Raw genomic sequence first — 22,344 nt, 5'->3', positions numbered from 1 at the left:
CCACAGGTGCCCGCCACAGGTGTCCGCCACAGGCGCCCCTTCCGCCGGCCGCGTGCGCGGTCCCGTGACCCGGCGCTGACCGGCTCAGTGGGCGCGCCGTGCCCGCAGGTCCGCCACCGCGACGGCCAGGGCCAGGGCGACGAACCCGACGGACACCCAGAGACTCTGGCGGAAAGCCGCCGCCCAGTTGCCGCCGCCCGCGGTGAGCCGCGAGAAGAAGAAGCTGCCGACGACGGCGATGCCCGCCGCGGAGCCGATGCGCTGCCCGGTCTGCAGGACTCCCCCGGCGCTGCCGCCCTGCCGGGGCGGTACGACGGCCAGGGTCAGCGTCTGGTTGGGGGCGATGACCGAACCGCCGCCGAGCCCGGCGAGCAGCAGCGGCAGGGCCATCGCCCACCCGGCGTGCCGCCCCGGGACCGCGTACACGGCGGCGATCACGCCCGTCAGCCCCACCCCGACGGCGACGAGCCCGGCGACGACGAGCCCGCGCCCGTAGCGGTGCACGAAGCGTCCGCTGAAGCCCGCCGCGATCGCCGACCCGAGGGCGAACGGGGTGATGGCGAGCCCGGCCAGCAGCGCGCTGTAGCCGAGGCCCGACTGGAGGTAGAGGGTGAAGATGAAGAAGATCGAGGTGAAACCGGCGAAGTAGACGAGCATGATGACGGACCCGAACGTGTACGAGGCCTCGCGGAACAGCGTCAGGTCGACGACCGGCTGCGCCCGGCGCGCGTGCCGGGCCTCCCACGTCACGAAGAGGGCGAGGACGAGCAGCGCCGCGGGAAGAAGCAGCCACTTCTGCGGCCCCTTCCACTGCTGGGCCTCGACGAGCGGCAGCAGGAGCAGGGCGACCCCGGTGCCCAGCAGCACCGTGCCCAGCGGGTCCAGGTCGCGCAGGCAGGGCCGGGACTCGCGGTCCGGCCCGGGGAGCAGCAGCCGGGCGAGGACCAGGGCGGTCAGGCAGACCGGCAGATTGACGAAGAAGATCCACCGCCAGCCGTGCTCGGGCCCGAAGAGGTGGATGATGACGCCGCCCAGCACCGGGCCGACGGCGGTGGACAGGCCGATGACGGTGCCGAAGTAGCCGAAGGCACGGCCGCGTTCCGCGCCGCGGAACATCTGCTGGATCAGCGCCGACACCTGAGGGGTGAGGATTCCGCCGGCCAGGCCCTGGAAGAACCGCGCCAGGACCAGCCATCCGGCGGACGGGGCGGCCCCGCACAGCCCGCTGGCCACGGTGAACAGGGCGAGCCCGGTCATGAACATCCTCCGCCGCCCGCGGGCGTCACCGATCCGCCCGGCCGGGACCAGCAGCAGCCCGAAGGACAACGCGTAGCCGGACAGGATCCACTGGATGTCGCTCTCCCCGGCGTCCAGCCCCTCCCGGATGGACGGCAGGCCGACGTTCACGATGGAGATGTCGAGAAGCGTGATGAAGCCGGCGAGCAGGCAGACCCCGAGGGCCTTCCAGCGGTTGGGGTCGGGTCGGTGGCCGGTCTCGGCCGCGCCGGGGGCCGTGGGCGTCACTCGCGGTCCTCTCGTGTGCTCGTCATCCGGTCGAGGATGACTCACGAGAGGGATGGGGCGCGGGAGGCGAGTGTGGCCGGGGTGTCCGGTGTGACTCCCGGGCGGACCGGTCGGCACGGCCCGGTCGGCCCGGGCGGCCGCGGTACGCGCCGGGAGGGGACGTGCCCGGGGCCGGGGCCGGCCGTGCCGGGAACGAACGGGAACGAGCGGGCCCCGCCGGGCGGGTGGATGTCCGGCGGGGCCTGTGGAGCCCGGGTGCGGATCCGGGCGGTCGTGCGGCGGTGCGTGCGCGCCGGCGGCTCGACGGCCGGGCTGCCGGGGTGGTGCGGCGGGGCGGTGGTCCGAGGAGCGGTGGTTCGGGGTGCGGCGGGGCGGTGGGGCGGCGGCTCAGCCGCTCAGCCGTGCCGTGGTGAGAACTGGTGCCGTGTGCGGCGGCTCACCGGCTCAGCGGCTCAGCCGAAGTTCACGTCGCTGCACAGGTAGTACGACTGGTCCATGTGCGAGGCCTGCCAGATCGTGTAGACGATGTGGCGTCCGCTGCGGCCCGGCGCGCTGACGTCGAACGAGATGTTCTGGGCCGGCGCGTAGCGACCGGTGGTCTTCACCAGATCCAGGTTGCCCCAGCCGAGCTGCTGGGTTGCCGGGTTGAAGCCCTGCTTGGTGACGTAGACCTGGAAGAAGTCCGCACCGTGGCTCGCCTGGTCGTACAGCTCGATGCGGAAATTGTTGCCGATGTTCGTCATGTGCCAGGGACCGACGGCGTCCATGGAGCGGTAGCGGCCGCCCTCGGCGTTGCCGCCGCTGCACAGCTGGCCGTTCGGGACGGCGGACTGGAAGTTGCCGCCCACACCGTTGCGGTAGAGGCCGTTCCAGTTCCACATCGCGTTCGGGTTGTCCTGCCACGCCTGCCAGCACATGGGGTCTTCCTGCTCCATGGCCGGGTTCATGTGGTCGTCGCCCCAGCGCTCGTGGCAGCTGTAGGCACGGGCCCCCGGATTGACGATCGATCCGTGAGCGGTGGCCGTTTCGGCCCAGGGGACCAGGCAGAGCAGTGCTGCCGACAGCAGCACCAGCGCACGCATGATCCAGCGCGGATTCTGAGCATGATCATGACAAAGCATGGCGGCTTCTCCGTTTTCCGGCTGTGGGGTTCCCGGACCTGCGAGACCATGGGAGCGCTCCCATGTTACGCAGGGCCTTACCCGATGGCACAAAGTTGAAACACTTGCCCTTGCCTCGGAGAGGCAGGTTCCGGCCGCTGTTCCCCGGCGTCACATCAGAAGCATCCGCCCCGCAATTGACGGAGGTTGACCGCTTGTTGCCCGGACGCGCGGGTGCGGCCCGTGCGCCGGCTCAGCACGGGCCGCGTGGTCCTCCCCGAGGCGGCGATCCCCGCCCGTACCGGCATCGGGACACCAGGGGCGGAAGGGGGACAGCAGGAGGACGGAGGACAGAGGACGAAGGCAGAGGACGGAAGAAGACCGGAAGGGACCGGAAAAACTGGGGGACCCGGGAACCGGCACACGGCACACGGCACACGGGACTGGAAACGGACGGCGGGAGCCGTGGACGCGCGCCCCTCAGCCCGCAGGCCGCGACGTGACCTCCAACTTCTCGGCCCGCAGTTCGGCTCCCTGCCCCCACAGCCTGCTGCCCGGCAGGCTCTCGTCGTCGACGAAACGCTGCGGCACGGGCTCACCGCGGCGCACGTCGAAATAGTGATCGGGCGCACTGGACAGCCGGACCAGCGCCTTCCCGTCCGCTCCCGCCCCGTCGAGGAGGGTCAGCAGACCGAGCCCACAGGCCAGTTGCCGGGGAGCGACGTCCTGGCCGGGGCCGCCGTTGTCGACGGACTTGAAGCGGCTGTCCAGCGAACGCTGCCCGATCCCGCCGACCCGCAGCACCGTCCGGCCGTTCACCCGCCACCGCACCTCCCCGGCGCTTCTGTCGTAGGAGATCGCCAGGTCACGGGTCTGCCCGGGGAATCCCGCCGCGACGGGCACGGCGTAGGCGAACGCGCCGTTGCCGGGGACGGGGAGGCGCTCGTAGTAGGCGTGGACGGCCGTGTCCGTCACCAGGAAGTCGAACGCGGTGCCGGTCTCCTGGTCAACCATGATCATCGCGGCGGTGGCCAGCCGCGGATCCGCCCCGGGCCGGTGGACGGCATCGCCGAAGGGATGCCCCTGGACGCCGTGGCTGCGGCCGGACATCCGGGTGGCGCAGGTCAGTTCCGTACCGGCCGGGGCGTCGAAGCCCAGATGGCCGGAGGACGCCGTGTGATTGGCGAGAGCCGCCCACTTGCCGTGGTCCGCGGTGCCCGGCACACCCGTCCCGGAGTCGTCCTCCTGGGGCACCGTGTGCACGAAGGCGGGCCGGCCGGTCCGGGGGTGGGTACCCGAGGCGACCACCCGGAGCCCCCGCTCGGACGTGGTCGCCCGGCCGTCGCCCTCGGGCAGCCCCTCGAAGCCGGGGACCAGCCACGGGGCTCCGGGCCCGGAGTGGTCGAAGCCGCCGGAGAAGTCGTCGTACCAGAGGACGGACGGGGCGGACGCGGGGGCCGTGGCGTGCGCCCGGCCTTCGCCGGCGACCGGCGGGGCCACCAGTGCGCCGAGGGTGAGTATCGCGGTGACGAGCAGGGTCGGAGCCTTCATCGGCGGTCTCCTCGTAGGGTGCGCGGGACCGGTGGGACCGGTGCGCGGAATGAGCGGCGGGCCGCGGACGAGCCCGCCGGGGAAGGGCCGGGCCGGCCGAGCGCCCGGGGCCGGTGGCGAGTTCCGACCCCGGGTTCTCCGGGGCGACGCGATCCGGTACGGACACGGGCTGACGGCGGCTGCTCACATCGCCCGGCACGGCACGGAAGGCCCGTACGAGGCAGGTTGCGCAGTCCGTCCACCCCTCGCTGGACGCACCAACCACGCACGCGGGGCGGCAGGTCCGCCACCCTGCGGCGCCGGTGGACGGGCCGACGGGCCCTCACCTCGGCCTCGCCCGCACACCGGTCGTCCGGGCCTTTCCCAGCCACGACACGCTCCCCCTGTGTGATATACCTCACGTGAACCGCCATGCCCGGATCGCTCACACGTCCGATCGAGTCGCGATAATTGGCTTGCTTATGCAGCCATATGAGGCAAATGGCAATGATTACGGGGGGATCAATGAGCTCTGTCCATTCGGATGCGCTGTTGGAATCCACGCCTTCGACCGATGCAAAAGTGACACCGGCTCAACTCAGCGAAGCACTCGTCAATGCCTGGCACACGATCACGCAGAGAGCCGTCGGCCGGTTCGCGGAACACGGGATCACCCCCAACCGGGTGCGGGTGATCAACCTCATCTCCGAGGGACCGCTGCGCATGGGGGCCCTGGCCGACCGGCTCGGTGTGACCGGCCGCACCGCGACCCTCATCGTGGACGACCTGGTCGCGGAGGGCCTGGTGGAGCGGCTCCCCGACCCGGTGGACCGGCGGGCGATGCGGGTGGTTCTCGCCCCGCGCGGCAGGGGCATGCTGCTGCACATCGAACGCCTCCAGCGGGAGATCAGCGAAGAGGTCTTCTCCGTGCTGCACCCGCGGGAGCGGGTCCTGCTGAGCGGACTGCTGGAGCGCTGCACCGACCACGGGGCGACCGCGTGCCGGTCCACCGACTCGCTGGAGACCGACGGGCTCTGCTCGCCCCGCTGAGCCCCGGCGGGCAGCCGCTCCGGACGGGGCTGCTGGACGGACGGCGCCCGACGCCGGCTCTCCAGCAGCCCGTGCCCGGCCGCGCCGCTCAGTAGCACAGTTCCACCCGTTGCACCCGGGCTCCCCGGACCCAGCGGCGCAGCGGCGCGGTCTGTGCCCTGTGATCCGGCCCGTCCTCCCAGACGCGGAACGACGGCAGGTCCCGCCACACGCTCATGACCGTCCACGCCCGCGGGTCCGCGGTGTCCCGCAGCAGCTCGTTGCCGAGCAGCCCCGCCGTTCCGGCCAGCGCCGCGCTGATGCCCTTGTAGGCCAGCCGCAGCTCCTCGGCCTCCTGCTCCGGGACGTCGAGGAGGACACTGACGCGGACCTGTCCGCTCCGGGTGCTCCCCCCGCCCGGCCCGCTCATGCGGCGTCGCCGGCGCGGGGACCGGGCAGGTGGTGGAGCACGGTGGTGGTGTCCATGCCGCCCGAGACGCGCAGTTCGCGGAGCTTGCCGGTCAGCTCCCAGTGTCCCGGTTCCTTCTCGAAGCTGCGGAAGGACTGCTCGTCCGGCCAGTCGCTGATGATGTAGTAGGTGTCGGGGTTTTCCTGCGAACGCACCAGCCACTGGGCGATGTTGGCGGGGTGCCCGGCCACGGCCCGGCCCACGCCGATCCAGGTGTCCTCGAACTCCTGCTGCCTGCCCGGCGCGACGCGCAGGGTGAGGATGACGCGGAAGACGGGGGCCGCCGGCTGCTCGGCCGCCATCTCAGATGCCCCCGTCCGCGGGCAGGGTGGCGCCGGAGACGAACCCGGACAGGCTCCCCGCGAAGAACAGCACCGCGTTGGCGATGTCCTCCGGCCGGCCGAGCCTGCCGAGGGCGGCGAGGCTCTCGTAGCGGGCACGGGCGGCGGGGTCGAGGTGCCCCGCCAGGTCGGTCTCGATGATGCCGGGTGCGATCACGTTGACCCGTACGCCCTTGCGGCCCAGCTCCTTGGCCAGCGAACGGGAGAGGCCGACCAGTCCGGCCTTCGACGCCGTGTAGTGGGCCCGCCCGGGCATGCCGACCATGGCCAGCCCGGAGCCGATGTTGACGATCGCCGCTCCCTCTCCCAGCAGCGGAAGGGCGTGCTGGACGATGAGGTGGACCGCCGTCAGGTTGGTGAAGATCAGGCGGTCCCACTCGCCCTGTTCGAGCTGGGCGTACGGCACCTGGCTCATGGCGCCGGCGTTGTTGACGATGATGTCGATGCCACCGAGGGTCTCCCCCGCGGCGGCGACCAGTTCGGCGGCGCCCTCCGGGGTGGAGAGGTCGGCGGCCACCAGACGGTGGTTGCCGCCGAGTGCCTTGAGATCGCGCTCCAGGCCGGCCGCGGCTTCACTGTGCTGCCGGTGCCCGGCGACGACGTGTACGCCCTCGCGGGCGAGCGCGAGGACGGCGGCGCGTCCGATGCCGCGTGAGCCGCCGGTGACGAGGGCGCGCTTGCCGGTGAGTCCGAGATCCATGAGCGATTCCTCCGGTCGTTCGGGGTGTTCGGAATATTCGGGATGTGTGGAATGTCCGGTGTAGTCGTGGTGTGTACGGGATACCGGGTGTCCGGGTGTCCGGGGGTCCCGGGTCGGCTGGGCCCCGCGTTCGGTCCGGGCGCGCGGTGCAGAGGTGTTGGGGCGTCCGGGGCCCTTCGGCGCTGCGGTCCCGTTCGGCGTCGGGTCCGGTCCGGGCCGGGGTCCGGTCCGGACCGGGTTCGGCTCGGCCGGGTTCGGCTCGGCCGGGTTCGGCTCGGCCGGGTTCGGCTCGGGCCGGGTTCGGCTCGGGTTCCGGGTGGCTTCGGTGTCCCTTTCGGGGGCGTCCGGGTCGCGGGAGCGACCGGGTACGGCATGCGGGGCGCGGGCACGGGCGCGTCCGCCCGCCGGGTTACGCCGGAATGCCCTCGAGCACGCTCCACGCGGCGGCTCCCTCGGGCAGCCGGAGGGTGAAGCCCGCGGCCGTGAAGAGCCGCTCCCAGTCCTCCCGGGTGCGGCCGCGGCCGCCGACGTTGACGAGCATGTCGATGTCGATGAGCTTGCCGACGTCCCAGGCGTTGAGGGGCTGGATGACGTCCTCCAGGACCAGCAGCCGCGCGTCCCGGTCGTCGCCGACCGCGGCCCGGACGTTGCGCAGGATCCGCAGGGCGTCGGCGTCGTTCCAGTTGTGCAGCACGGTCTTGAGGACGTACGCGTCGGCGCCCGGCGGGACCTCCGTGAAGAAGTCGCCGGCCACCACCTCGACCCGGTCGGCGACGCCGTGCTTGCGCAGCAGCGGCTGTGCCTGCTCCACGACGTCCGGCCGTTCCAGGAGCAGGCCGCGGGCGCCGGGGTTGAGCCGGAGGATCTCGGCGAGCATCTGTCCGCGCCCGCCGCCGATGTCGGCGACCCGGGCGAACCGCCCGAAGTCGTACGAGCCCAGATAGGCGCCCGCGGACTCCTCGCTGAGCGCCGTCATCGCCTCGTCGAAGACGGCGCCGGTCTCCGGGTGCCGTGCGAAGTACTCGTAGACGGTCGCCCCGTGGACCCGGTCGAAGGCGGGCTCGCCGGTCCGGATGGTTTCCAGGATGTCCCCGTAGGGCCGCCAGGTGGCGTCGTCACCGATCAGCGCGGCGAAGGCGCGCATGCTGCCCGGCACTCCGGTGCGCAGGGTCTCCGCCTGCGGGGTGAGTGCGAAGGTGCCGTCGGGCCGCTCGGTGAACACGTGGACCAGCGCGGCCGCGCGCAGCACGCGGTGCAGGGACTGGGCGTGCGTTCCGGTGGCCGCGGCCAGTTCCTCCGGGGTGCGCGGCCCGTCCGCCAGCAGGTCCGCGATGCCCAGCCGGGCGAGCGCGGACACCGCCTGCGCGGTCCACTTGCCGGCGAGCAGCGTGAACACCTGCTCCTGCGGGGGCTGCGAGGCGTGGTCCGGCGGCTGGGTCGCGTCGTCCGGCGGCGCGGCCGGCCGGTCCTGGCCGGCGTCCGCGGCCGCCTGTTCCACCAGCGCCTGGATCCGGGCCATCTGGATCGCCGAGTTGGTGTTGATCCGCTGCGCCATGGCCGCGTCGTCGAGCGGGGCGGTCGGTTTCATCGCGAAGTCCTGCCGCCAGCGCATCCGGGTACCGGTCTCGACCTCCGTGTACTCCCAGCGGATGTCCATGTGCTCGAAGGGGCCCGGCTCCACCCGGCGGGCCCGGACGGTACGGGTCTCCGGGTCCGCGGTGCGCTCGGAGACCCAGGACCAGACCGTGCCGTCGGCGTCCGGGTGCATGGACAGCCGGAAGCGGACGGTGTCGCCCTCCCGGTGCAGGATCTCCGCGGCGGCGTACTCGGTGTAGAGCCAGGTCCACGACTCGATGTCGTTGGTCATGTCCCAGACGAGCTGGAGCGGGGCGCGGATCACGACGGCGTTGTCGGTGCTCGCCGCCATGTCAGGCCGCCCTCGACCGGAGGAGCGAGTTGACGGAGGAGACCATCTCGTGCGGGGTCTCCGCCTGCGCCAGGTCGTCGGGCAGCTCGACCTGGTAGCGGCTCTGGATGCGGGAGACGATCTCGATGAGGGCCAGCGAGTCGTAGCCGAGGGAGTGGAACGGGGTGAGGGCTATGTCCCCGTCGAGGTCGACCGATTCGTCGACCCCCGCACAGGCGCGCAGGAACACGCGCAGTTCGTCCAGGGTGAAGTCGCTCATCAGATTACCTTTCGCGTTCGGTGACGACCGGTGAAGTCGGTGGTTCCGGATACGTGCCGTGCCTGCGGGGTCGGTGCCGTGCGTACGGGCGGTGCCGGACGTACGGGTGGTGCGGGATGTACGGGGTGGTGCGGGACCCACGAGCGGTCGCGGGCGTACGAGCGGTCGCGGGCGTACGGGTGGTCGCGGGCGTACGGGACGGCCGGTGGACCCGGGCCCACGAGGTGGTGCCGGGCCCGCAAGGGGGTCGGCCGGAGCTGCGGGGTGGCGCCGGGCGGCGTACGAGGAGTGCGGGGCGTACGGAGAGGTGGTGCGGGCCGGGCGGGGTCAGTCCTCGACCTCCCGGACCACGACCGCCGAGTTGAAGCCGCCGTGCCCCCGGGCGACGACGAGGGCCGCGCGGACCGGGTCGGGACGCGGGGCACCGACGACGAGGTCCAGCTCGTAGTCGCGTGCGGGCAGGACCCCGGTGGTGGGCGGGATGACGCGGTCCCGGATCGCCAGCAGCGCGGTGGCGACGTCCAGCGGCGCCCCGCCGGCGTACAGGCGGCCGGTCATGGTCTTGGGCGCCGTCACGGCGACGCCGTGCGGCTGGAACACCTCGGCCAGCGCGGCGCATTCGGCGGCGTCGGCCTCCCGGGTGCCGGCCGCGTCGGCGAACACCACGTCGATCTGCTCGGGGGCGAGGTCCGCCTCCATCAGCGCGGACATGATGACGCGGCGCAGCGGGGACGGGAGACCGGAACCGGGCGGCGGGTCGAAGCCCGTCGCGTACCCGGCGATCTCCCCGTACAGCCGCGGGGCGCCGCGATCCCGGGCGCCGGCGAGGTTCTCGACGATCAGCACCGCGCCGCCCTCGCCGGGGACGTGGCCGGTGGCGTCGGCCGCGAACGGGCGGTACGCCGTCGCCGGGTCGGGGTCCGTGCTGAGCAGCCCGCCCGCCACCTGGCAGGTGAGGGCGTACGGGCTCACCGGCGCCTCCGTGCCGCCGGTGACCACCAGCCGGGAGCCGTCGCGGAGGGCGCGCCGGGCCTCCCCCAGCGCGTCGAGGCCGCCCGCCTGCTCGGCGACGAGCACGCCGCAGGACCCCTTCATCCCGTGCCGGATCGACAGCTGCCCGGTGGTGGCCGCGTAGAACCAGGCGATGGACTGGTACGCCGTGACGTGCCGGGGCCCCTGCGACCACAGGCTCTGGATCTCGCGCTGGCCGAAGGCGTTGCCGCCGGACGAGCTGGCGGTGATCACGGACAGCTCGTAGGGCGGCATCGAGGCCGGGTCCACGGCGGCGTCGGCCAGCGCGAGTTCGCCCGCGGTGAAGGCGAAGTGGGTCCACAGGTCGGTCTGGACCCGCAGCCGGCTCGGCACCCGGGAGGAGGAGTATCCGCTCACCTCCCCCGCGACCTTCACCGGGTAGCCGGACGGGTCGAAACGGCTGATCCGGGCGAGTCCGCCGCGTCCCGTGAGGACGGCCTTCCAGTAGTCGGCCGCCCCGATGCCGTTGGGGGCGACGACGCCGATGCCCGTGACGACGGCGCGGGTGGTGCGGTCGCGGACCGCGGGCCGGGCGGTGCCGGTGGCGGGTGACGCGGTGGTCATATGCCCTCCTCGTCGCGGGCACCGGCGCGTGCGGTGCCCGCCGCGGCCCGCTCCGCGCCGCGGCGGCGGGAGGCCCGGGCCGTGCCGCGGGGGCGGGAGAGCAGGACGGCCGTCTGGAAGCCGCCGAAGCCGCTGCCCACGGAGAGCACGGTGCCGATCGGCTGTTCGCGGGCGGTGCGCGGCACGTAGTCGAGGTCGCACTCGGGGTCGGGCGTCTCCAGATTCGCGGTCGGCGGTACGACACCGTTGCGGATGGCGAGCGCCGACGCGGCCAGTTCGATGGAGCCGATGGCCCCCAGCGAGTGGCCGACCATGGACTTGATGGAGCTGACCGGCACCCGGCGGGCGTGGTCCTTGAGGCTCTCCTTGAACGCGGCGGTCTCGTGGCGGTCGTTCTGCTTGGTCCCCGAGCCGTGCGCGTTGATGTAGTCGATGCTCTCCGGGGCCGTCCGGGCGCGGTCGAGGGCGGCCCGGATCGCCTCGGCCATGTCGAGGCCGTCGGACTTGAGGCCGGTCATGTGGTAGGCGTTGCTGCGGGTGGCGTAGCCGGTGATCTCGCAGTACGGCTCCGCGCCGCGGGCGAGCGCGAGTTCGCGTTCCTCCAGGACCAGTACGGCCCCGCCCTCGCCGAGTACGAAGCCGTCGCGCGCGCTGTCGAACGGGCGGGAGGCGTGTTCCGGGTCGTCGTTGTTCGCGGAGGTCGCCCGGATGGCGTCGAAGCAGGCGGAGGTGATGGGGCTGATGGGTGCGTCCGCGGCGCCCGCGAGGACGACGTCCGCGCTGCCCTCGGTGATCAGGCCGGCCGCCCGGGTGACCGCGTCGAGCCCGGAGGTGCACCCGGTGGAGACCAGGGACACCGGGCCCTGCGCGCCGACCGTCCAGGCGACCTCGGCCGCGACGGAGCTGGGCACCAGGCTGCGGTAGAGGTGCGTGACCGCGTATCCGGGGTCGACCTCCCAGTGCCGTCCGCCGTCGCTGACAACCACGTACTCCTGTTCGAGATTCATGGTGCAGCCGGTCGCGCTGCCGATGCTGACGCCCACCCGGTGCGGCGGGATCCCGGCCAGCGCGTCGCCCGCGTCGGCCAGCGCCTCGCGCGCGGAGACCACGGCGAACTGGGCGCAGCGGTCCATGCGCCGGATCTCCTGCGGCGACAGCCCGGCGCGGGCCGGGTCGAAGTCGCACTCCGCGGCGATCCGGGAGCGGAAGCCGGTGGCGTCGAACAGGGTGATGGCCCGGGTCGCGGTGCGTCCCTCGGTGAGCAGCCGCCAGAACTCGGCGGTGCCGTTGCCGCCCGGGGCGATCACACCGATGCCCGTGACGACCGCCGTTCTCGGCAGCGGGGCGGTCGTGGCGGTCACGGCCTGCTCCCGGTGACCGGGTCGGCGGGCGCGGCCCCGCCGTGCGGGGCGTCGGGGTGCGGCAGTTCCTCGGTGTCCACGTGCCCCAGGTCGGGGCGGGGGGCCAGCGGGCCGAGGTGGAAGACGACCGAGACCTGCTCGTCCCCGGTGTTCTCCAGCCGGTGCCGGACCCCGATGGGGACGAACAGCGCCTCGCCGGGCCGGACGTCGACCGGTTCGCCGTCCAGGCGGACCCGGAGCCGGCCGCGCACCACGTGGACGAACTCCTCGGAGTAGGGGTGGTAGTGCTCGGCGATGTACTGCCCCGGTTCGATCGTGGCCGTGCCCATGAAGCCCGAGGTGGCCCCCACCGAACGCGGGGTCAGCAGGGTGCGGACGTCGCCGCCCCGGCGGATGTTCGGAGCGACGTCGGCGGCCGCCACTTTCGCCGCGCGTGGCTGCGTCACGGTTTTCTCCTCCTGACCGGGCGGCGGGACCTTGTCCGGTCGCGCACCCGGTGCGGCTTCGGGCTCTTGGCGGTGCGCCTGCGCTGTCATGTCTCCCCCGTCGATGTGCGTGTGTCGGTGATCGGGCCGGCTCAGGAACCGGCGGGCGGCCACTGGTAGAAGCGGTGGGCCATGGCGTCCCGGGGCCCGCGCCAGGTCTCCGGGTCGTACGGAGTGATGTAGCGCGCCAGTGCGTTGTTCAGCTCGGCGTAGTCGGGCCGGTCACGGACGCCCTCCAGCCGGCTCGGCAGGTCGGGGCCCGACTCGACGAGGTGCATGTAGAGGCCGTGGAAGGAGAACAGCGAGCGGGACGTCACCCCCAGGTCGCGGGGCAGCCCGCCCTCGTCGGAGCGCGCGAACAGGGCGGCCGCCGTCTCGGCGTGCCGCGGGTCCATCCGGGCCACGATGAGGGTGCGGCGGGGCGCGCTGTCGTCGGCGGTGCTCACGGTGTCCCCCCGGTGTCGGTGTCGTCGAGTCCGAACAGGTCCGCAGCGGTCCGGTGGAACACGGCCTCCCGCTGGTCCGCGGTGAGCGGCAGCGCCTCGACGGCCCGGATCTTCTCCCGGTGGTCGACGGGCACGGGAGGCGCGTCGGTGCCGAAGAGGATCCGGTCCGGGCCGAACGCCTCCAGGTTGAAGGCGAGCGGGAAGGGCCCTTCGGCGGTGGTGTCGACGTAGACGCGGCGCAGCAGTTCGCTCGGCCGGGTCTTCGTCCGGGGTGCGCGGTGCAGGCCGGGCGGTGGTGCCTTCGCCGTGGCCGGACCGTCCGCGGCGTCCCAGTGCCGGGGCCGCCAGGCGAGGTCGAGGCGGCCGGGCAGCAGACCGAGGGCACCGCCGCTGCTCGCGGCGACGAGTTTCAGTCCGGGGTGGCGTTCGAGCCGGCCGGAGAGCACGATCGCGGCGACGCCCATGGTGACGTCGCAGTACCGGCCGACCATCTCCACGAGCCCGTAGTCCGTCACGCCCTGCGCGGCCGCGGGGCCGCTGCCGGGGTGCAGCAGCACCGGTACGTCCAGCTCGGCGGCCATCGCGAAGAAGCTGTCCGCCTTCGGCGAGTCGAGATACTCGCCGCGGACGCTGGTGTTGGCGATCAGGCCGACGAACGCGTCCTCGCCGAGTGCCTCGGCGGCGGCCGCGAGTTCCTTGTCGTCGCCGAACGCGTTGCACCACACATAGGCGCGCAGCTGCTCCCGGTGCCGCTGGACCGTGCCGGCCAGCCACTCGTGGAAGGCCCGTAATTCCCCGGGGTCCTGGGCGAAGGTGTCGAGTCCCGGCACGGGCGCCATGGTGGCGGCTCCGGTGGGGCTGCCGACGATGGTCATCGCGATGCCCACGGCGGCCTTGACCTCGATGAGCTTGACGATGTCGCCGAGGCTGGGCGGCATGGGATAGCGGGCGAGGAGGCCGGGGTGCGCGACGTGGCTGTGGATGTCGATGATCACGACGCACCCGCCCTTTCCCGCGCGTCCCCGCCGCCCTCGTGCAGCGCGAGCACGGCCGCCGCGTCCAGGTCGCCGAGTCCGGCGGCGGCCGCCGCCTCGAACTGCTCCAGCGCCCGGGCCGTGACCGGGAGTTCGGCGCCCAGCGCGCGGCCCTCGCCCAGGCTGAGCCGCAGGTCCTTGGCCATCAGGCGCAGCCGGAAGGACGCGGGGACGTAGCGGCGGTCACGCATCGCCGGGCAGCGGAACGACATCACCGGGGAGCTGAATCCGCTGCCGCCGATCAGGTCGATCAGCTCCTCCCGGTCGATGCCGGCGCGGGCGCCCAGCGTGACGGCCTCGGCGAGGGCGGCGAGCTGGGTGCCGAGGAGCAGGTTGAGCGACAGCTTGAGGGTGGCCGCGGTGCCGGGCGCGCCGACGTGGAGGACCTGGCGGCCGAGGGCTTCCAGTACGGGACGGACCGCCTCGGAGTCCTCCGGCCGGCCCGCCGTGAAGACCCTGAGTTCGCCCTTGCGGGCATGCATCGGGTTGCCGACCACGCAGGCCTCGACCCGCCGCAGGCCGTGGGCGTCGAGCCGGCAGGCCGCGTCGCGGGCGTAGTCCGGGGAGACCGTGGAGGTGTCGATCACGGTCGCGCCCCGCGGCAGGGACTTGGCGATCCGTCCCTCGCCGAAGAGCAGGCTCTCCACCGCGGCCTCGTCGGCCAGGCTCAGCAGTACGGTCCGCAGGCCGGCCACGGCGGCGGACGGTGAGCCGGCGGCCCGGGCTCCGGCGGCCGTGAGCGGTTCCGCCTTCTCCGGGCTCCGGTTGTACACGGTCAGCATGTATTCCCGGTCCAGCAGGCGGGCGGCCATCGCACCGCCCATTCCGCCCAGGCCGATGAATGCCATATTCCGTTCAGTCATGGCGCGTCCCCCTTCCTCTCGGCGTCCCTCTCCCCGTTCCGGGCGGTGATCCGCACGACTTCACCGGTCGCTCCACCGGGCGGCGACGCAGCGCATGCTGTTGGCGATGAAGAAATCCCGGAAGGCCGTCGGCGAGGATGTGTCGCGCGGCTGCTCGAGAAACTCGGCGAGCTGCTCCTCCAGTTCGCGCACCGTGTCCTGCGCGGCCATGTGGCGCATCAGCGCGGGGAGGCTCCCCTCGTACTCGATGACCCGCACGACGCGGTTGTCCTTCATGAACACCGCCGTCGCTATGAGCTTTCCTGTCACGTTTCCCTCGGCGTCTTCCATGACGAAGGAGTCGGGACGCTTGTAGCCGGCGAAAAGCTCGGCCACCCGCTCCTCGCTGCCGGGTTTCACGGTCCATGTGACCGCTGTGAAGTCAGGCACTGTCGAGCCCCCTGTCGTGCTGATCGGGCACCACGCACGGCGGGCCGCGGGCCCCCGGGAGGTGCTTTTGGGATCCGGTGGCCGCACGGCCGGCGCCGGAAGAAATGATTCCGGCCCCACGGGAAATCGGTCCATGATCCCCGGCCGGGCCCGGGATGTGATTTCCGTGGATCTCTCCACGCCGGCCGTCCCGGGGTTCCGGCCTGGGCGGAACTCATCCTGCAAGCCCTCCGCGAGAAATGTCAACCCCGGCCGGAAAAGCCTCAGCCGATAAAAAGAGTCAGTGCTTCTTATATCGTTCTCGCTCGCAATTCCTTTACCGAAACCGCTTGCGTAAAAAATTCGCGGAACGCTTGACGGGGACAGCGGAAGTACAGGCAGGATCCCCATGCACAGTTTTCTTCCGATGGGGGCCCGCATGACAGCAGGAGAAGACACCGGAACTTTTGACCTCTACAGCCCGGGATTCGCCGCCGACCCGTATCAGGTGTACGGAGCGATGCGCCGGCGGGCCCCCGCGTACCTGGCCCGCTACCCCGGCGGCCTGGACCTGTGGCTCGTCACCCGCTACGACGACGTCCGCACCGTGCTGTCCGACCCCCGCTTCAGCATGAGTTCGGACCACTCCGACTCGCCCCTCTTCGCGGACGACGCCGAGGAACACGGCACCCAGGGCCTCGAACGCAATCTCACCAACCTCGACCCTCCCGACCACACCCGGCTGCGCCGCCTGGTCACCCGCGAGTTCTCGGCGGCGCGGGTGGAAGCGCTCCGCACGGACGTCGTCGCGCACGTCGACGCGCTGATCGACGGCTTCGCCACCGAGGGCGGCGCCGACCTGATCGCCCAGTTCGCCGCGCCGCTGCCGACCGGCGTGGCCGGCCAGCTCCTCGGGGTCCCGCCCGCCGACTGGGAGCGCTTCCGGGTCTACTCCCGGCGGCTGGTCATGCCCGACTACGACATGACGCCCGACGACTTCACCCGGAACAAGCAGGACATCCGGGCCTTCGTCGGCGAACTCGTCGAGCGCAAGCGCGCACAGTCCGGCGACGGCGCCCTCGACCTCGCCGGCTCCCTCACCCGGGCCTGCGACGTCGAGGGCGCCATCACCGAGGACGAGCTGGTCGGCATCCTCTTCACCCTCCTCGTGGGCAGTCACGAGACGACGACCAACTTCATCGGCAACGCCGTGCTCGCCCTGCTGCGCCATCCCGACCAGCTGGCCCTGCTGCACGCCTCGCCCGAGCTGTATCCCGCCGCCGTCGAGGAACTGCTCCGCTACGACGGGCCGTTCGAGGCGTCGTCGCTCCGGTTCGCGCTGGAGGACGTGGAGATCGGCGGCGCGACCATTCCCCGGGGCGCCACGGTGGTCGCCGTGCTGGCCTCGGCCAACCGCGACCCGGACCGCTTCTTCGACCCCGACCGGCTGGAGATCCGCCGTCCGGCCAACGACCACGTCGCCTTCGGCCACGGCATCCACTTCTGCCCGGGCCGGATGCTCTCGCTGCTCGAAGCGCAGGTCGCGCTCGAACGGCTGATCACCCGGCTGCCGGGGCTGCGCCTCGCCGGCGACGCGCCGCTGCGCTGGCACGAGGGGCTCTTCTTCCGGGGACTGCGCGAACTCCCGGTGGCCTTCGACGCCACGGCGGGCTCCGGACACCCCGCGGCAGCCGGGGTGTGACCGCGCGACACCGACGTACCCGGGCGGCTCTCCGCCGTCACCGTCAACGCATTCACGAAGGGAAGGCCGTGCGGAACTCCACCCCGATCAAGAACCTCCTGGCTCTCGGCGCCGGGCTCGCGATCCTGTCGACCGCTCTCGTCCCCGCCACCGCGCACGCCGCGGAGGAACCCGCGCCCCCGCCGCTCGACGAGGCCGTGGTGCAGCGCACCGTCGACGAGATGGTCGACTACAGCGGTACCCCCGGTTCCATGGCCCAGGTCTGGGACGAGACCGCCGGCACCAGCAGAATGGCCGCCGGGGTCGCCGACCGCAGAACCGGGCAGCCCGCCCGTTCCGGTCTCGTCGGCCGGGCCGGCGGGGCCACCATGACGTTCGTGACGGCCGCGGTCCTGCAACTGGTCGAGGAGGGCCGGCTCGGTCTGGACGACAGCATCGAGAAGTACGTCCCGGGCCTGGTCCCGTGGGGCGAGAAGGTCACCGTCCGGATGCTCATGAACCACACGAGCGGCCTGTACGACCACCTCCAGCTCCCCCTGTTCGCGGACGAGGAGCAGTATCTGACGGTCCGCTGGAAGACGTTCGAGCCGCGCGAGCTGGTGCGGATGGCCGTGGACCACGGCCCGATCACCGAACCCGGGGAGTGGTACTTCTCGTACACCAACTTCACCGTGATCGGCATGATCATGGAGAAGGTCACCGGGAACACCGCCCAGGAGGAGGTGACCCGCCGGGTCATCAAGCCGCTCCGGCTGCGGCACACCTCCTTCCCGACGTACTCACCGTTCCTGCCGCGCCCGCATGCCCGCGGGTACTTCCGGCTCGACGACGGAAGCTGGAAGGACGTCACCGAGCTGAACCCGACCGCCGCGGGCGCCGCCCGCGCGATCGTGTCCAACACCCCGGACCTGATCACCTTCTGGCGGGCGCTGCTGACCACGGACAAGCTGATCGGCGACAGCTCGCGCGAGGAGCTGCTGACCTTCACCCTGGTGAACGACCCGGGCCCCGGCCCGAGCCCGGTGCCGACCATCCGGCGCGTCTACCAGGGCCTGGGCATCATCAAGATCGACTGGTCCTGCGAGGTCTCCTCCTACGGCAGCCACGGCGCGGCCATGCACGGCTTCGACACCACGGTCCATGTGACCGCCGACGGCAGCCGGGCGGCGTCTGCGATGACCAACGAGTACACCGACGACGACAAGCAGGGGCCGGTCCTGGTGCCCTTCCTGGGGGCGGCCATGTGCGGTGAGCACTCGTACCCCATCCCGCCCGAGGGTTCCGCCGCACCGCGCTGAGCGCCTGCGGCCCTGAGGTACACGGGGCGGTGCCCGGATCTCCGCGGAGGTCCGGGCACCGCCCGCTACCGGGCCTCGTTGACACCTCCGGCTCCCGTACCGATACTGACACGCACAGTTATTTAGACGGCTAATCAACCTGGACAGGGGTCCATCATGGCCGAAGCAGTGTTCCGCTGGTGCTACCGGCACCGCTGGAAGGTCGTCGTGGCCTGGATCGCGGTCGTCATCGGGCTCTCCGCCGCGATGTCCTCCGCCTCGTACAGCCGGGAGTTCGAGACCCCGGGCGAGTCGCAGCGCGCCCACGACATCCTCGACACGCGCTTCCCGCGGGGCGAGTCCGGTGACGGCGTCGACGTCGTGCTCCGCGCCGGACAGGACGTACGCGACGCCGGTGTGCGCCGGCAGGCGACGGCCATGCTGCGGAAGGCCGACCGGCTGCCGCACGTCCAGGGGTACGTCAGCCCGTACGACCCGCCCGGGGCGGGCCGGATCTCCGCGGACGGCACCACGGCGTTCGCCACCCTCCGGCTGGACGTCAGCGGCTTCGACGTGCCCGCCTCGCTCATCGACGACCTCCGGAAGCTGGCCACCGAAACCGCCTCGGACTCGCTCCGGGTCGAACTCGGCGGGCAGGCGGTGCGCAACGCCGAGTCCAACAGCGGCGGCCAGGCCGAGATGATCGGGTTCCTCGCCGCGGCCGTCATCCTGCTCGTCGTCTTCGGCTCCGTGGTCGCCGCCGGGGTGCCGCTGCTCACCGCGCTGATGGCGCTCGGCGCGGGCATGGGCGGGATCGCCGCGCTCACCGCGGTGACCGACATTCCCGAGTTCGCGCCGCAGCTCGCGGCCATGGTGGGCATCGGCGTCGGCATCGACTACGCGCTGTTCGTCATCACCCGCTACCGCGAGGCCCTCGCCCGGGGCCACGCCGGCGAGGACGCCGCCATGGTCGCGATGAACACCGCCGGACGCGCGGTCCTCGTCGCGGGCGGCACCGTCGTGCTGTCCCTGCTCGGGGTCCTCGTCATCGGCGACCAGGCGCTGCGCGGACTCGGCATCGCCGCCGCCGTCGCCGTGCTGTTCACCATGCTCGCCGCCGTGACCCTGCTGCCCGCGCTGCTCTCGCTGCTCGGCCGCCGTATCGACTCGCTCCCGCTGACCTCCCGCAGGCGCCGGGCGAAGGCGGTCGAGGCCACGGCCGAAGGGCGGGGCTGGACCTTCCGCTGGGTGCGCGGGGTGCAGCGGCGCCCGCTGCTCTGGGGGCTGCTCTCGGCGGTCTTCCTGGTGACGCTCGCGCTGCCCGCCTTCTCGCTGCGCCTCGGCTCCGCGGACGCCGGGAACATGCCGGCGGAGACCTCCAGCCGCCAGGCGTACGACCTGCTGGCCGACGGCTTCGGCCCCGGCTTCAACGGCCCGCTGCTCGTCGTGGCCGACCTCGGCGGTGTGCCGGGGACGGCGGCGCGCGACGCGGCGCTCGCACGGCTGGGCGCCGGGCTCCGCGAGGACCCGGGTGTGGCCGGTGTGACGCCGCCGCGGCGGAACGACCCCGGCGACGCGGCCGTCATCACCGTCTACCCCCGCAGCGGCCCGCAGGAGAAGGACACCGAGGCCCTGGTGCAGCGCGTCCGCCAGGACGTCGTTCCGGCAGCCGCCACCGACGGGATTCAGGTCCATGTCGGGGGCCGGGTCGCCGGAGACCTGGACGGCGCGGCACAGATCGGCGACCGGCTGGCGCTGCTGATCGCCCTGGTCATCGGGATGGCGCTGCTGCTTCTGCTGCTCGCGTTCCGCAGCCTGCTGCTGCCGGTCAAGGCGGCCCTGATGAATCTCCTCGTCATCGGGGCCTCGTACGGGGTCGTGGTCGCCGTCTTCCAGTGGGGCTGGGCCGCGGATCTCGTCGGGCTGCCCGGGGGCGCTCCCGTCGAGTCGGTGATGCCGCTGCTGATGTTCGCCATCGCGTTCGGCCTCTCCATGGACTACGAGGTGTTCCTGCTCTCGCGGGTGCGCGAGCACTGGCTGCGGACGGGCGACAACAGTGCCGCGGTGGCCCAGGGGGTCGGTTCGACCGCCCGGGTGATCACCGCGGCCGGCCTGATCATGCTGGCGGTGTTCGGCTCGTTCATGCTGGGCGACGACCGGCTGATCAAGCTGTTCGGCTTCGCGCTCGCGGTGCCGATCCTGCTCGACATCCTGGTCGTACGGCTCGTCCTGGTGCCCGCCACCATGGAGCTGCTCGGCAGGGCCAACTGGTATCTGCCCCGGGCCCTCGACCGGCGGCTGCCCCGCTTCGACGTGGAGGCACCCGGGCCGGAGCCCGGGGACACCAGCGGTGACCGGGCCCCGGCCGCCGCCGTGGCCGCGAAGGGACAGTCGTGAACGGCCGCGGCGGACACACCGGCCCCGCCGTCCGGGTCGCCGGGCTGGTGAAGCGGTACGGGCGGACGGAGGCGCTGCGCGGCGTCGACCTGGTCGTCGAACGCGGTTCCGTGGTCGGCGTACTGGGCCCGAACGGCGCGGGCAAGACCACCCTGGTGCGGATTCTGGCCACACTGGTGCGCCCCGACGGGGGGACGGCCGAGGTCTTCGGGTACGACGTGCTGCGGCACCCCGGCGAGGTGCGCCGCCGCGTCGGTCTCACCGGGCAGTTCGCCGCCGTGGACGAGCTGCTGACGGGCGAGGAGAACCTGGTGCTGATCGGCCGGCTGGCGGGCATGGACCGCGGGCGGGCGCGGCGGCGCGCGGACGAACTCCTGAACCGCTTCGGTCTGCGGGACGCGGCGGGCCGTACGGCCCAGGGCTACTCCGGCGGCATGCGCCGGCGGCTGGACCTGGCGGCGGGCCTGATGACGGCGCCACCGCTGGTGGTGCTGGACGAGCCGACCACGGGGCTGGACCCGCGCAGCCGTGTGGGCCTCTGGGAGGTGATCGAGGAACTGGCCGCCGAGGGCTCCACCGTCCTGCTGACGTCGCAGTATCTGGAGGAGGTGGACCGGCTGGCGCATCACGTGATGCTCGTGGACGCCGGTGAGGTGGCCGCCTCCGGCAGCCCCGAGGAACTCAAGGACCGGCTGGGCGCGCCGCTGCTGGTGCTCACCCTGGGCCCGCCGGGCGCGGCCGGTCCCGGGGCGCGGTGGGACGCGGCGGCACGGGTGCTCTCCCGGTACGCGAAGGGGGCGGTCGACGTCAGCCTGCCGCTGGGGGAGATCTCCTGCCGCGTGGCGGCCGGGGCCCGGGTGATGCCCGCGGTCGCGCGTGACCTCGACGACGCCGGGATCACCCCGGACGACATGGCCGTCCGCCGCGCCACGCTCGACGACGTCTTCCTCGCCCTCACCGGGCAGCCGGGGTCGCGCGCGCCGGCGGCCCCGGCCGGCACACCGGCCGGACCGGGAACGGCCCTGGTCGGCCCGGGAGGCGAGAGATGAGCACGGTGACCGCGACGGCCCCGCCGTTCCTGCCCGGCACCGAGACGGGGCCGCGGCGGCTGGTGCGCGACGGGCTCCTGGTGGCCCAGCGCAACCTGCGCCATGTGCTCAGGGTTCCGGAACTGCTGATCCAGGCCACGATCCAGCCCGTCATGTTCGTGCTGCTCTTCGCGTTCGTCTTCGGCGGCTCGATCGACATGCCGGGCGGCGGCAGCTACCGCGCGTATCTGCTGGCGGGGATCTTCACGCAGATCGTGGCGTTCGGTTCCGCGAACACCGCCATGGGCATCGCCGAGGATCTGAGCAAGGGCGTCGTGGACCGGTTCCGTTCGCTGCCGATGGCGCGGTCCGCGCTGCTGCTCGGGCGGGCGGCCAGCCATCTGGTGATGAACGCCCTGGCGCTGCTCGTCCTCGCCCTGTCCGGGCTGGTCGTGGGCTGGCGGGCGGAGGAGGGCGTGGCCCGCACGCTGGCGGCCTTCGGGGTGCTGCTGTTCTTCGGGTTCGCGATGAGCTGGGTCGGCGCGCTGACCGGGATCTGGCTCGGCCGCCCGGAGGTGGTGCAGGCCGCGACGATGACGTGGCTCTTCCCGCTCACCTTCCTGTCCAACGCCTTCGTGCCCACCCAGGGGATGCCGTCCTGGCTGCGGCCGGTCGCGGAGTGGAATCCGGTGAGCGCCACCGCGGCGGCCTGCCGTGAGCTGTTCGGCAATCCCAACCCCTTCGCGCGCGAGGGGCTGTTCCCGGCCGAGCATCCCGTGCTCACCTCCCTGGCCTGGTCGGCGCTGGTGATCGCGATCGCCGCGCCGCTGGCCGTACGCCGCTATCGCAGGGCGGCCGGGTGACGGAG

21 protein-coding genes and 1 pseudogene are annotated in these 22,344 nt (G+C 72.7%); 6 read left to right on the top strand and 16 right to left on the bottom strand.

All coding sequences use genetic code 11. The annotated features are described in order from the left end of the window. Nucleotides 1-84: 84 nt before the first annotated feature. The 3 genes from GCU69_RS19295 to GCU69_RS19285 all read right to left on the bottom strand — a co-directional run bounded on the left by GCU69_RS19295 (nucleotide 85) and on the right by GCU69_RS19285 (nucleotide 4,175). Complete coding sequence (locus GCU69_RS19295; protein WP_098753846.1) at nucleotides 85-1,524, bottom strand: MFS transporter; 1,440 nt, start codon at nucleotides 1,522-1,524, stop codon at nucleotides 85-87. 452 nt (nucleotides 1,525-1,976) lie between these two features. Then, the gene (locus GCU69_RS19290; RefSeq protein ID WP_098753847.1) at nucleotides 1,977-2,645 is read right to left on the bottom strand and encodes a lytic polysaccharide monooxygenase auxiliary activity family 9 protein; all 669 of its coding nucleotides are present in this window, start codon (nucleotides 2,643-2,645) and stop codon (nucleotides 1,977-1,979) included. A gap of 459 nt (nucleotides 2,646-3,104) precedes the next feature. Next, nucleotides 3,105-4,175 carry a DUF6081 family protein gene (locus GCU69_RS19285; RefSeq protein ID WP_098753848.1) on the bottom strand — a complete coding sequence of 357 codons (1,071 nt, stop codon included), beginning with the start codon at nucleotides 4,173-4,175 and terminating at the stop codon, nucleotides 3,105-3,107. Between the two features lie 561 nt (nucleotides 4,176-4,736). On the opposite strand from GCU69_RS19285, the gene GCU69_RS19280 reads away from it, so the two are divergent. Beyond that, nucleotides 4,737-5,204 (top strand): MarR family winged helix-turn-helix transcriptional regulator, encoded by a 468-nt coding sequence (locus GCU69_RS19280; RefSeq protein WP_170315887.1) that lies wholly within the window; start codon nucleotides 4,737-4,739, stop codon nucleotides 5,202-5,204. 88 nt (nucleotides 5,205-5,292) lie between these two features. Here the strand turns inward: GCU69_RS19280 and GCU69_RS19275 are convergent, their stop codons facing one another. The 13 genes and pseudogenes from GCU69_RS19275 to GCU69_RS32710 all read right to left on the bottom strand — a co-directional run bounded on the left by GCU69_RS19275 (nucleotide 5,293) and on the right by GCU69_RS32710 (nucleotide 15,093). Next, nucleotides 5,293-5,613 carry an antibiotic biosynthesis monooxygenase family protein gene (locus tag GCU69_RS19275; RefSeq protein WP_098753850.1) on the bottom strand — a complete coding sequence of 107 codons (321 nt, stop codon included), beginning with the start codon at nucleotides 5,611-5,613 and terminating at the stop codon, nucleotides 5,293-5,295. Continuing rightward, on the bottom strand, nucleotides 5,610-5,954 hold the full coding sequence (locus GCU69_RS19270) for an antibiotic biosynthesis monooxygenase family protein (protein ID WP_156206719.1): 345 nt from the start codon (nucleotides 5,952-5,954) through the stop codon (nucleotides 5,610-5,612). The genes GCU69_RS19275 and GCU69_RS19270 overlap by 4 nt, the downstream gene beginning before the upstream one ends. Nucleotide 5,955: 1 nt before the next feature. Then, a complete protein-coding gene (locus tag GCU69_RS19265; RefSeq protein WP_098753852.1) occupies nucleotides 5,956-6,693 on the bottom strand; it encodes an SDR family NAD(P)-dependent oxidoreductase in 738 nt (245 codons plus the stop codon). Between the two features lie 409 nt (nucleotides 6,694-7,102). Next, nucleotides 7,103-8,191: a methyltransferase gene (locus GCU69_RS33890; RefSeq protein ID WP_408055822.1), complete on the bottom strand. Its 1,089-nt coding sequence runs from the start codon at nucleotides 8,189-8,191 to the stop codon at nucleotides 7,103-7,105. Next, nucleotides 8,183-8,620: pseudogene (locus GCU69_RS33885) on the bottom strand (SRPBCC family protein); the annotation flags it as partial. The gene GCU69_RS33890 and the pseudogene GCU69_RS33885, both read right to left, overlap by 9 nt. Before the next feature lies 1 nt (nucleotide 8,621). After that, entirely contained in the window at nucleotides 8,622-8,879 is a 258-nt protein-coding gene (locus GCU69_RS19255) for an acyl carrier protein (RefSeq protein WP_098753854.1), read from the bottom strand. A 327-nt stretch (nucleotides 8,880-9,206) separates the two neighbouring features. Then, complete coding sequence (locus GCU69_RS19250) at nucleotides 9,207-10,475, bottom strand: ketosynthase chain-length factor (RefSeq protein WP_156206717.1); 1,269 nt, start codon at nucleotides 10,473-10,475, stop codon at nucleotides 9,207-9,209. Further along, nucleotides 10,472-11,836 (bottom strand): beta-ketoacyl-[acyl-carrier-protein] synthase family protein, encoded by a 1,365-nt coding sequence (locus GCU69_RS19245; protein ID WP_306474074.1) that lies wholly within the window; start codon nucleotides 11,834-11,836, stop codon nucleotides 10,472-10,474. Before GCU69_RS19245 ends, GCU69_RS19250 begins: the two co-directional genes overlap by 4 nt. Then, entirely contained in the window at nucleotides 11,833-12,282 is a 450-nt protein-coding gene (locus GCU69_RS19240; RefSeq protein ID WP_235978573.1) for a cupin domain-containing protein, read from the bottom strand. Before GCU69_RS19240 ends, GCU69_RS19245 begins: the two co-directional genes overlap by 4 nt. A gap of 131 nt (nucleotides 12,283-12,413) precedes the next feature. Further along, nucleotides 12,414-12,767 carry a TcmI family type II polyketide cyclase gene (locus GCU69_RS19235; RefSeq protein WP_235978572.1) on the bottom strand — a complete coding sequence of 118 codons (354 nt, stop codon included), beginning with the start codon at nucleotides 12,765-12,767 and terminating at the stop codon, nucleotides 12,414-12,416. Continuing rightward, nucleotides 12,764-13,762 carry an amidohydrolase family protein gene (locus GCU69_RS19230; RefSeq protein WP_098753856.1) on the bottom strand — a complete coding sequence of 333 codons (999 nt, stop codon included), beginning with the start codon at nucleotides 13,760-13,762 and terminating at the stop codon, nucleotides 12,764-12,766. Before GCU69_RS19230 ends, GCU69_RS19235 begins: the two co-directional genes overlap by 4 nt. Beyond that, nucleotides 13,759-14,664 carry an NAD(P)-dependent oxidoreductase gene (locus GCU69_RS19225; RefSeq protein WP_156206716.1) on the bottom strand — a complete coding sequence of 302 codons (906 nt, stop codon included), beginning with the start codon at nucleotides 14,662-14,664 and terminating at the stop codon, nucleotides 13,759-13,761. The genes GCU69_RS19230 and GCU69_RS19225 overlap by 4 nt, the downstream gene beginning before the upstream one ends. Nucleotides 14,665-14,724: 60 nt before the next feature. Beyond that, nucleotides 14,725-15,093, bottom strand: coding sequence for a SchA/CurD-like domain-containing protein (locus GCU69_RS32710; RefSeq protein ID WP_170315886.1), 369 nt, complete (start codon nucleotides 15,091-15,093; stop codon nucleotides 14,725-14,727). 418 nt (nucleotides 15,094-15,511) lie between these two features. Here GCU69_RS32710 and GCU69_RS19215 point away from each other — a divergent pair, with 418 nt between their 5' ends. From GCU69_RS19215 to GCU69_RS19195, 5 genes are all read left to right on the top strand, one after another. Continuing rightward, entirely contained in the window at nucleotides 15,512-16,774 is a 1,263-nt protein-coding gene (locus GCU69_RS19215; RefSeq protein ID WP_170315885.1) for a cytochrome P450 family protein, read from the top strand. 68 nt (nucleotides 16,775-16,842) lie between these two features. Continuing rightward, nucleotides 16,843-18,072, top strand: a complete 1,230-nt coding sequence (locus tag GCU69_RS19210) for a serine hydrolase domain-containing protein (RefSeq protein ID WP_098753860.1) — start codon at nucleotides 16,843-16,845, stop codon at nucleotides 18,070-18,072. 156 nt (nucleotides 18,073-18,228) lie between these two features. Next, nucleotides 18,229-20,448, top strand: coding sequence for an MMPL family transporter (locus GCU69_RS19205; protein WP_156206714.1), 2,220 nt, complete (start codon nucleotides 18,229-18,231; stop codon nucleotides 20,446-20,448). Further along, nucleotides 20,445-21,497 (top strand): ATP-binding cassette domain-containing protein, encoded by a 1,053-nt coding sequence (locus tag GCU69_RS19200; protein WP_156206713.1) that lies wholly within the window; start codon nucleotides 20,445-20,447, stop codon nucleotides 21,495-21,497. Before GCU69_RS19205 ends, GCU69_RS19200 begins: the two co-directional genes overlap by 4 nt. Further along, a complete protein-coding gene (locus tag GCU69_RS19195; protein WP_156206712.1) occupies nucleotides 21,494-22,339 on the top strand; it encodes an ABC transporter permease in 846 nt (281 codons plus the stop codon). The genes GCU69_RS19200 and GCU69_RS19195 overlap by 4 nt, the downstream gene beginning before the upstream one ends. Nucleotides 22,340-22,344: the final 5 nt, after the last annotated feature.

Source organism: Streptomyces lycii (assembly GCF_009735685.1).
GTDB lineage: Bacteria > Actinomycetota > Actinomycetes > Streptomycetales > Streptomycetaceae > Streptomyces > Streptomyces lycii.
This window is presented reverse-complemented; position numbering and strand designations above follow the sequence as displayed.

Bases quoted from the DNA above. Each gene is read 5' to 3' on its own strand.
- GCU69_RS19290 (WP_098753847.1), bottom strand. From the start codon at position 2,645: ATGCTTTGTCATGATCATGCTCAGAATCCGCGCTGGATCATGCGTGCG.
- GCU69_RS19285 (WP_098753848.1), bottom strand. From the start codon at position 4,175: ATGAAGGCTCCGACCCTGCTCGTCACCGCGATACTCACCCTCGGCGCA.
- GCU69_RS19275 (WP_098753850.1), bottom strand. From the start codon at position 5,613: ATGAGCGGGCCGGGCGGGGGGAGCACCCGGAGCGGACAGGTCCGCGTC.
- GCU69_RS19270 (WP_156206719.1), bottom strand. From the start codon at position 5,954: ATGGCGGCCGAGCAGCCGGCGGCCCCCGTCTTCCGCGTCATCCTCACC.
- GCU69_RS19265 (WP_098753852.1), bottom strand. From the start codon at position 6,693: ATGGATCTCGGACTCACCGGCAAGCGCGCCCTCGTCACCGGCGGCTCA.
- GCU69_RS19255 (WP_098753854.1), bottom strand. From the start codon at position 8,879: ATGAGCGACTTCACCCTGGACGAACTGCGCGTGTTCCTGCGCGCCTGT.
- GCU69_RS19250 (WP_156206717.1), bottom strand. From the start codon at position 10,475: ATGACCACCGCGTCACCCGCCACCGGCACCGCCCGGCCCGCGGTCCGC.
- GCU69_RS19225 (WP_156206716.1), bottom strand. From the start codon at position 14,664: ATGACTGAACGGAATATGGCATTCATCGGCCTGGGCGGAATGGGCGGT.
- GCU69_RS19215 (WP_170315885.1), top strand. From the start codon at position 15,512: ATGACAGCAGGAGAAGACACCGGAACTTTTGACCTCTACAGCCCGGGA.
- GCU69_RS19205 (WP_156206714.1), top strand. From the start codon at position 18,229: ATGGCCGAAGCAGTGTTCCGCTGGTGCTACCGGCACCGCTGGAAGGTC.
- GCU69_RS19195 (WP_156206712.1), top strand. From the start codon at position 21,494: ATGAGCACGGTGACCGCGACGGCCCCGCCGTTCCTGCCCGGCACCGAG.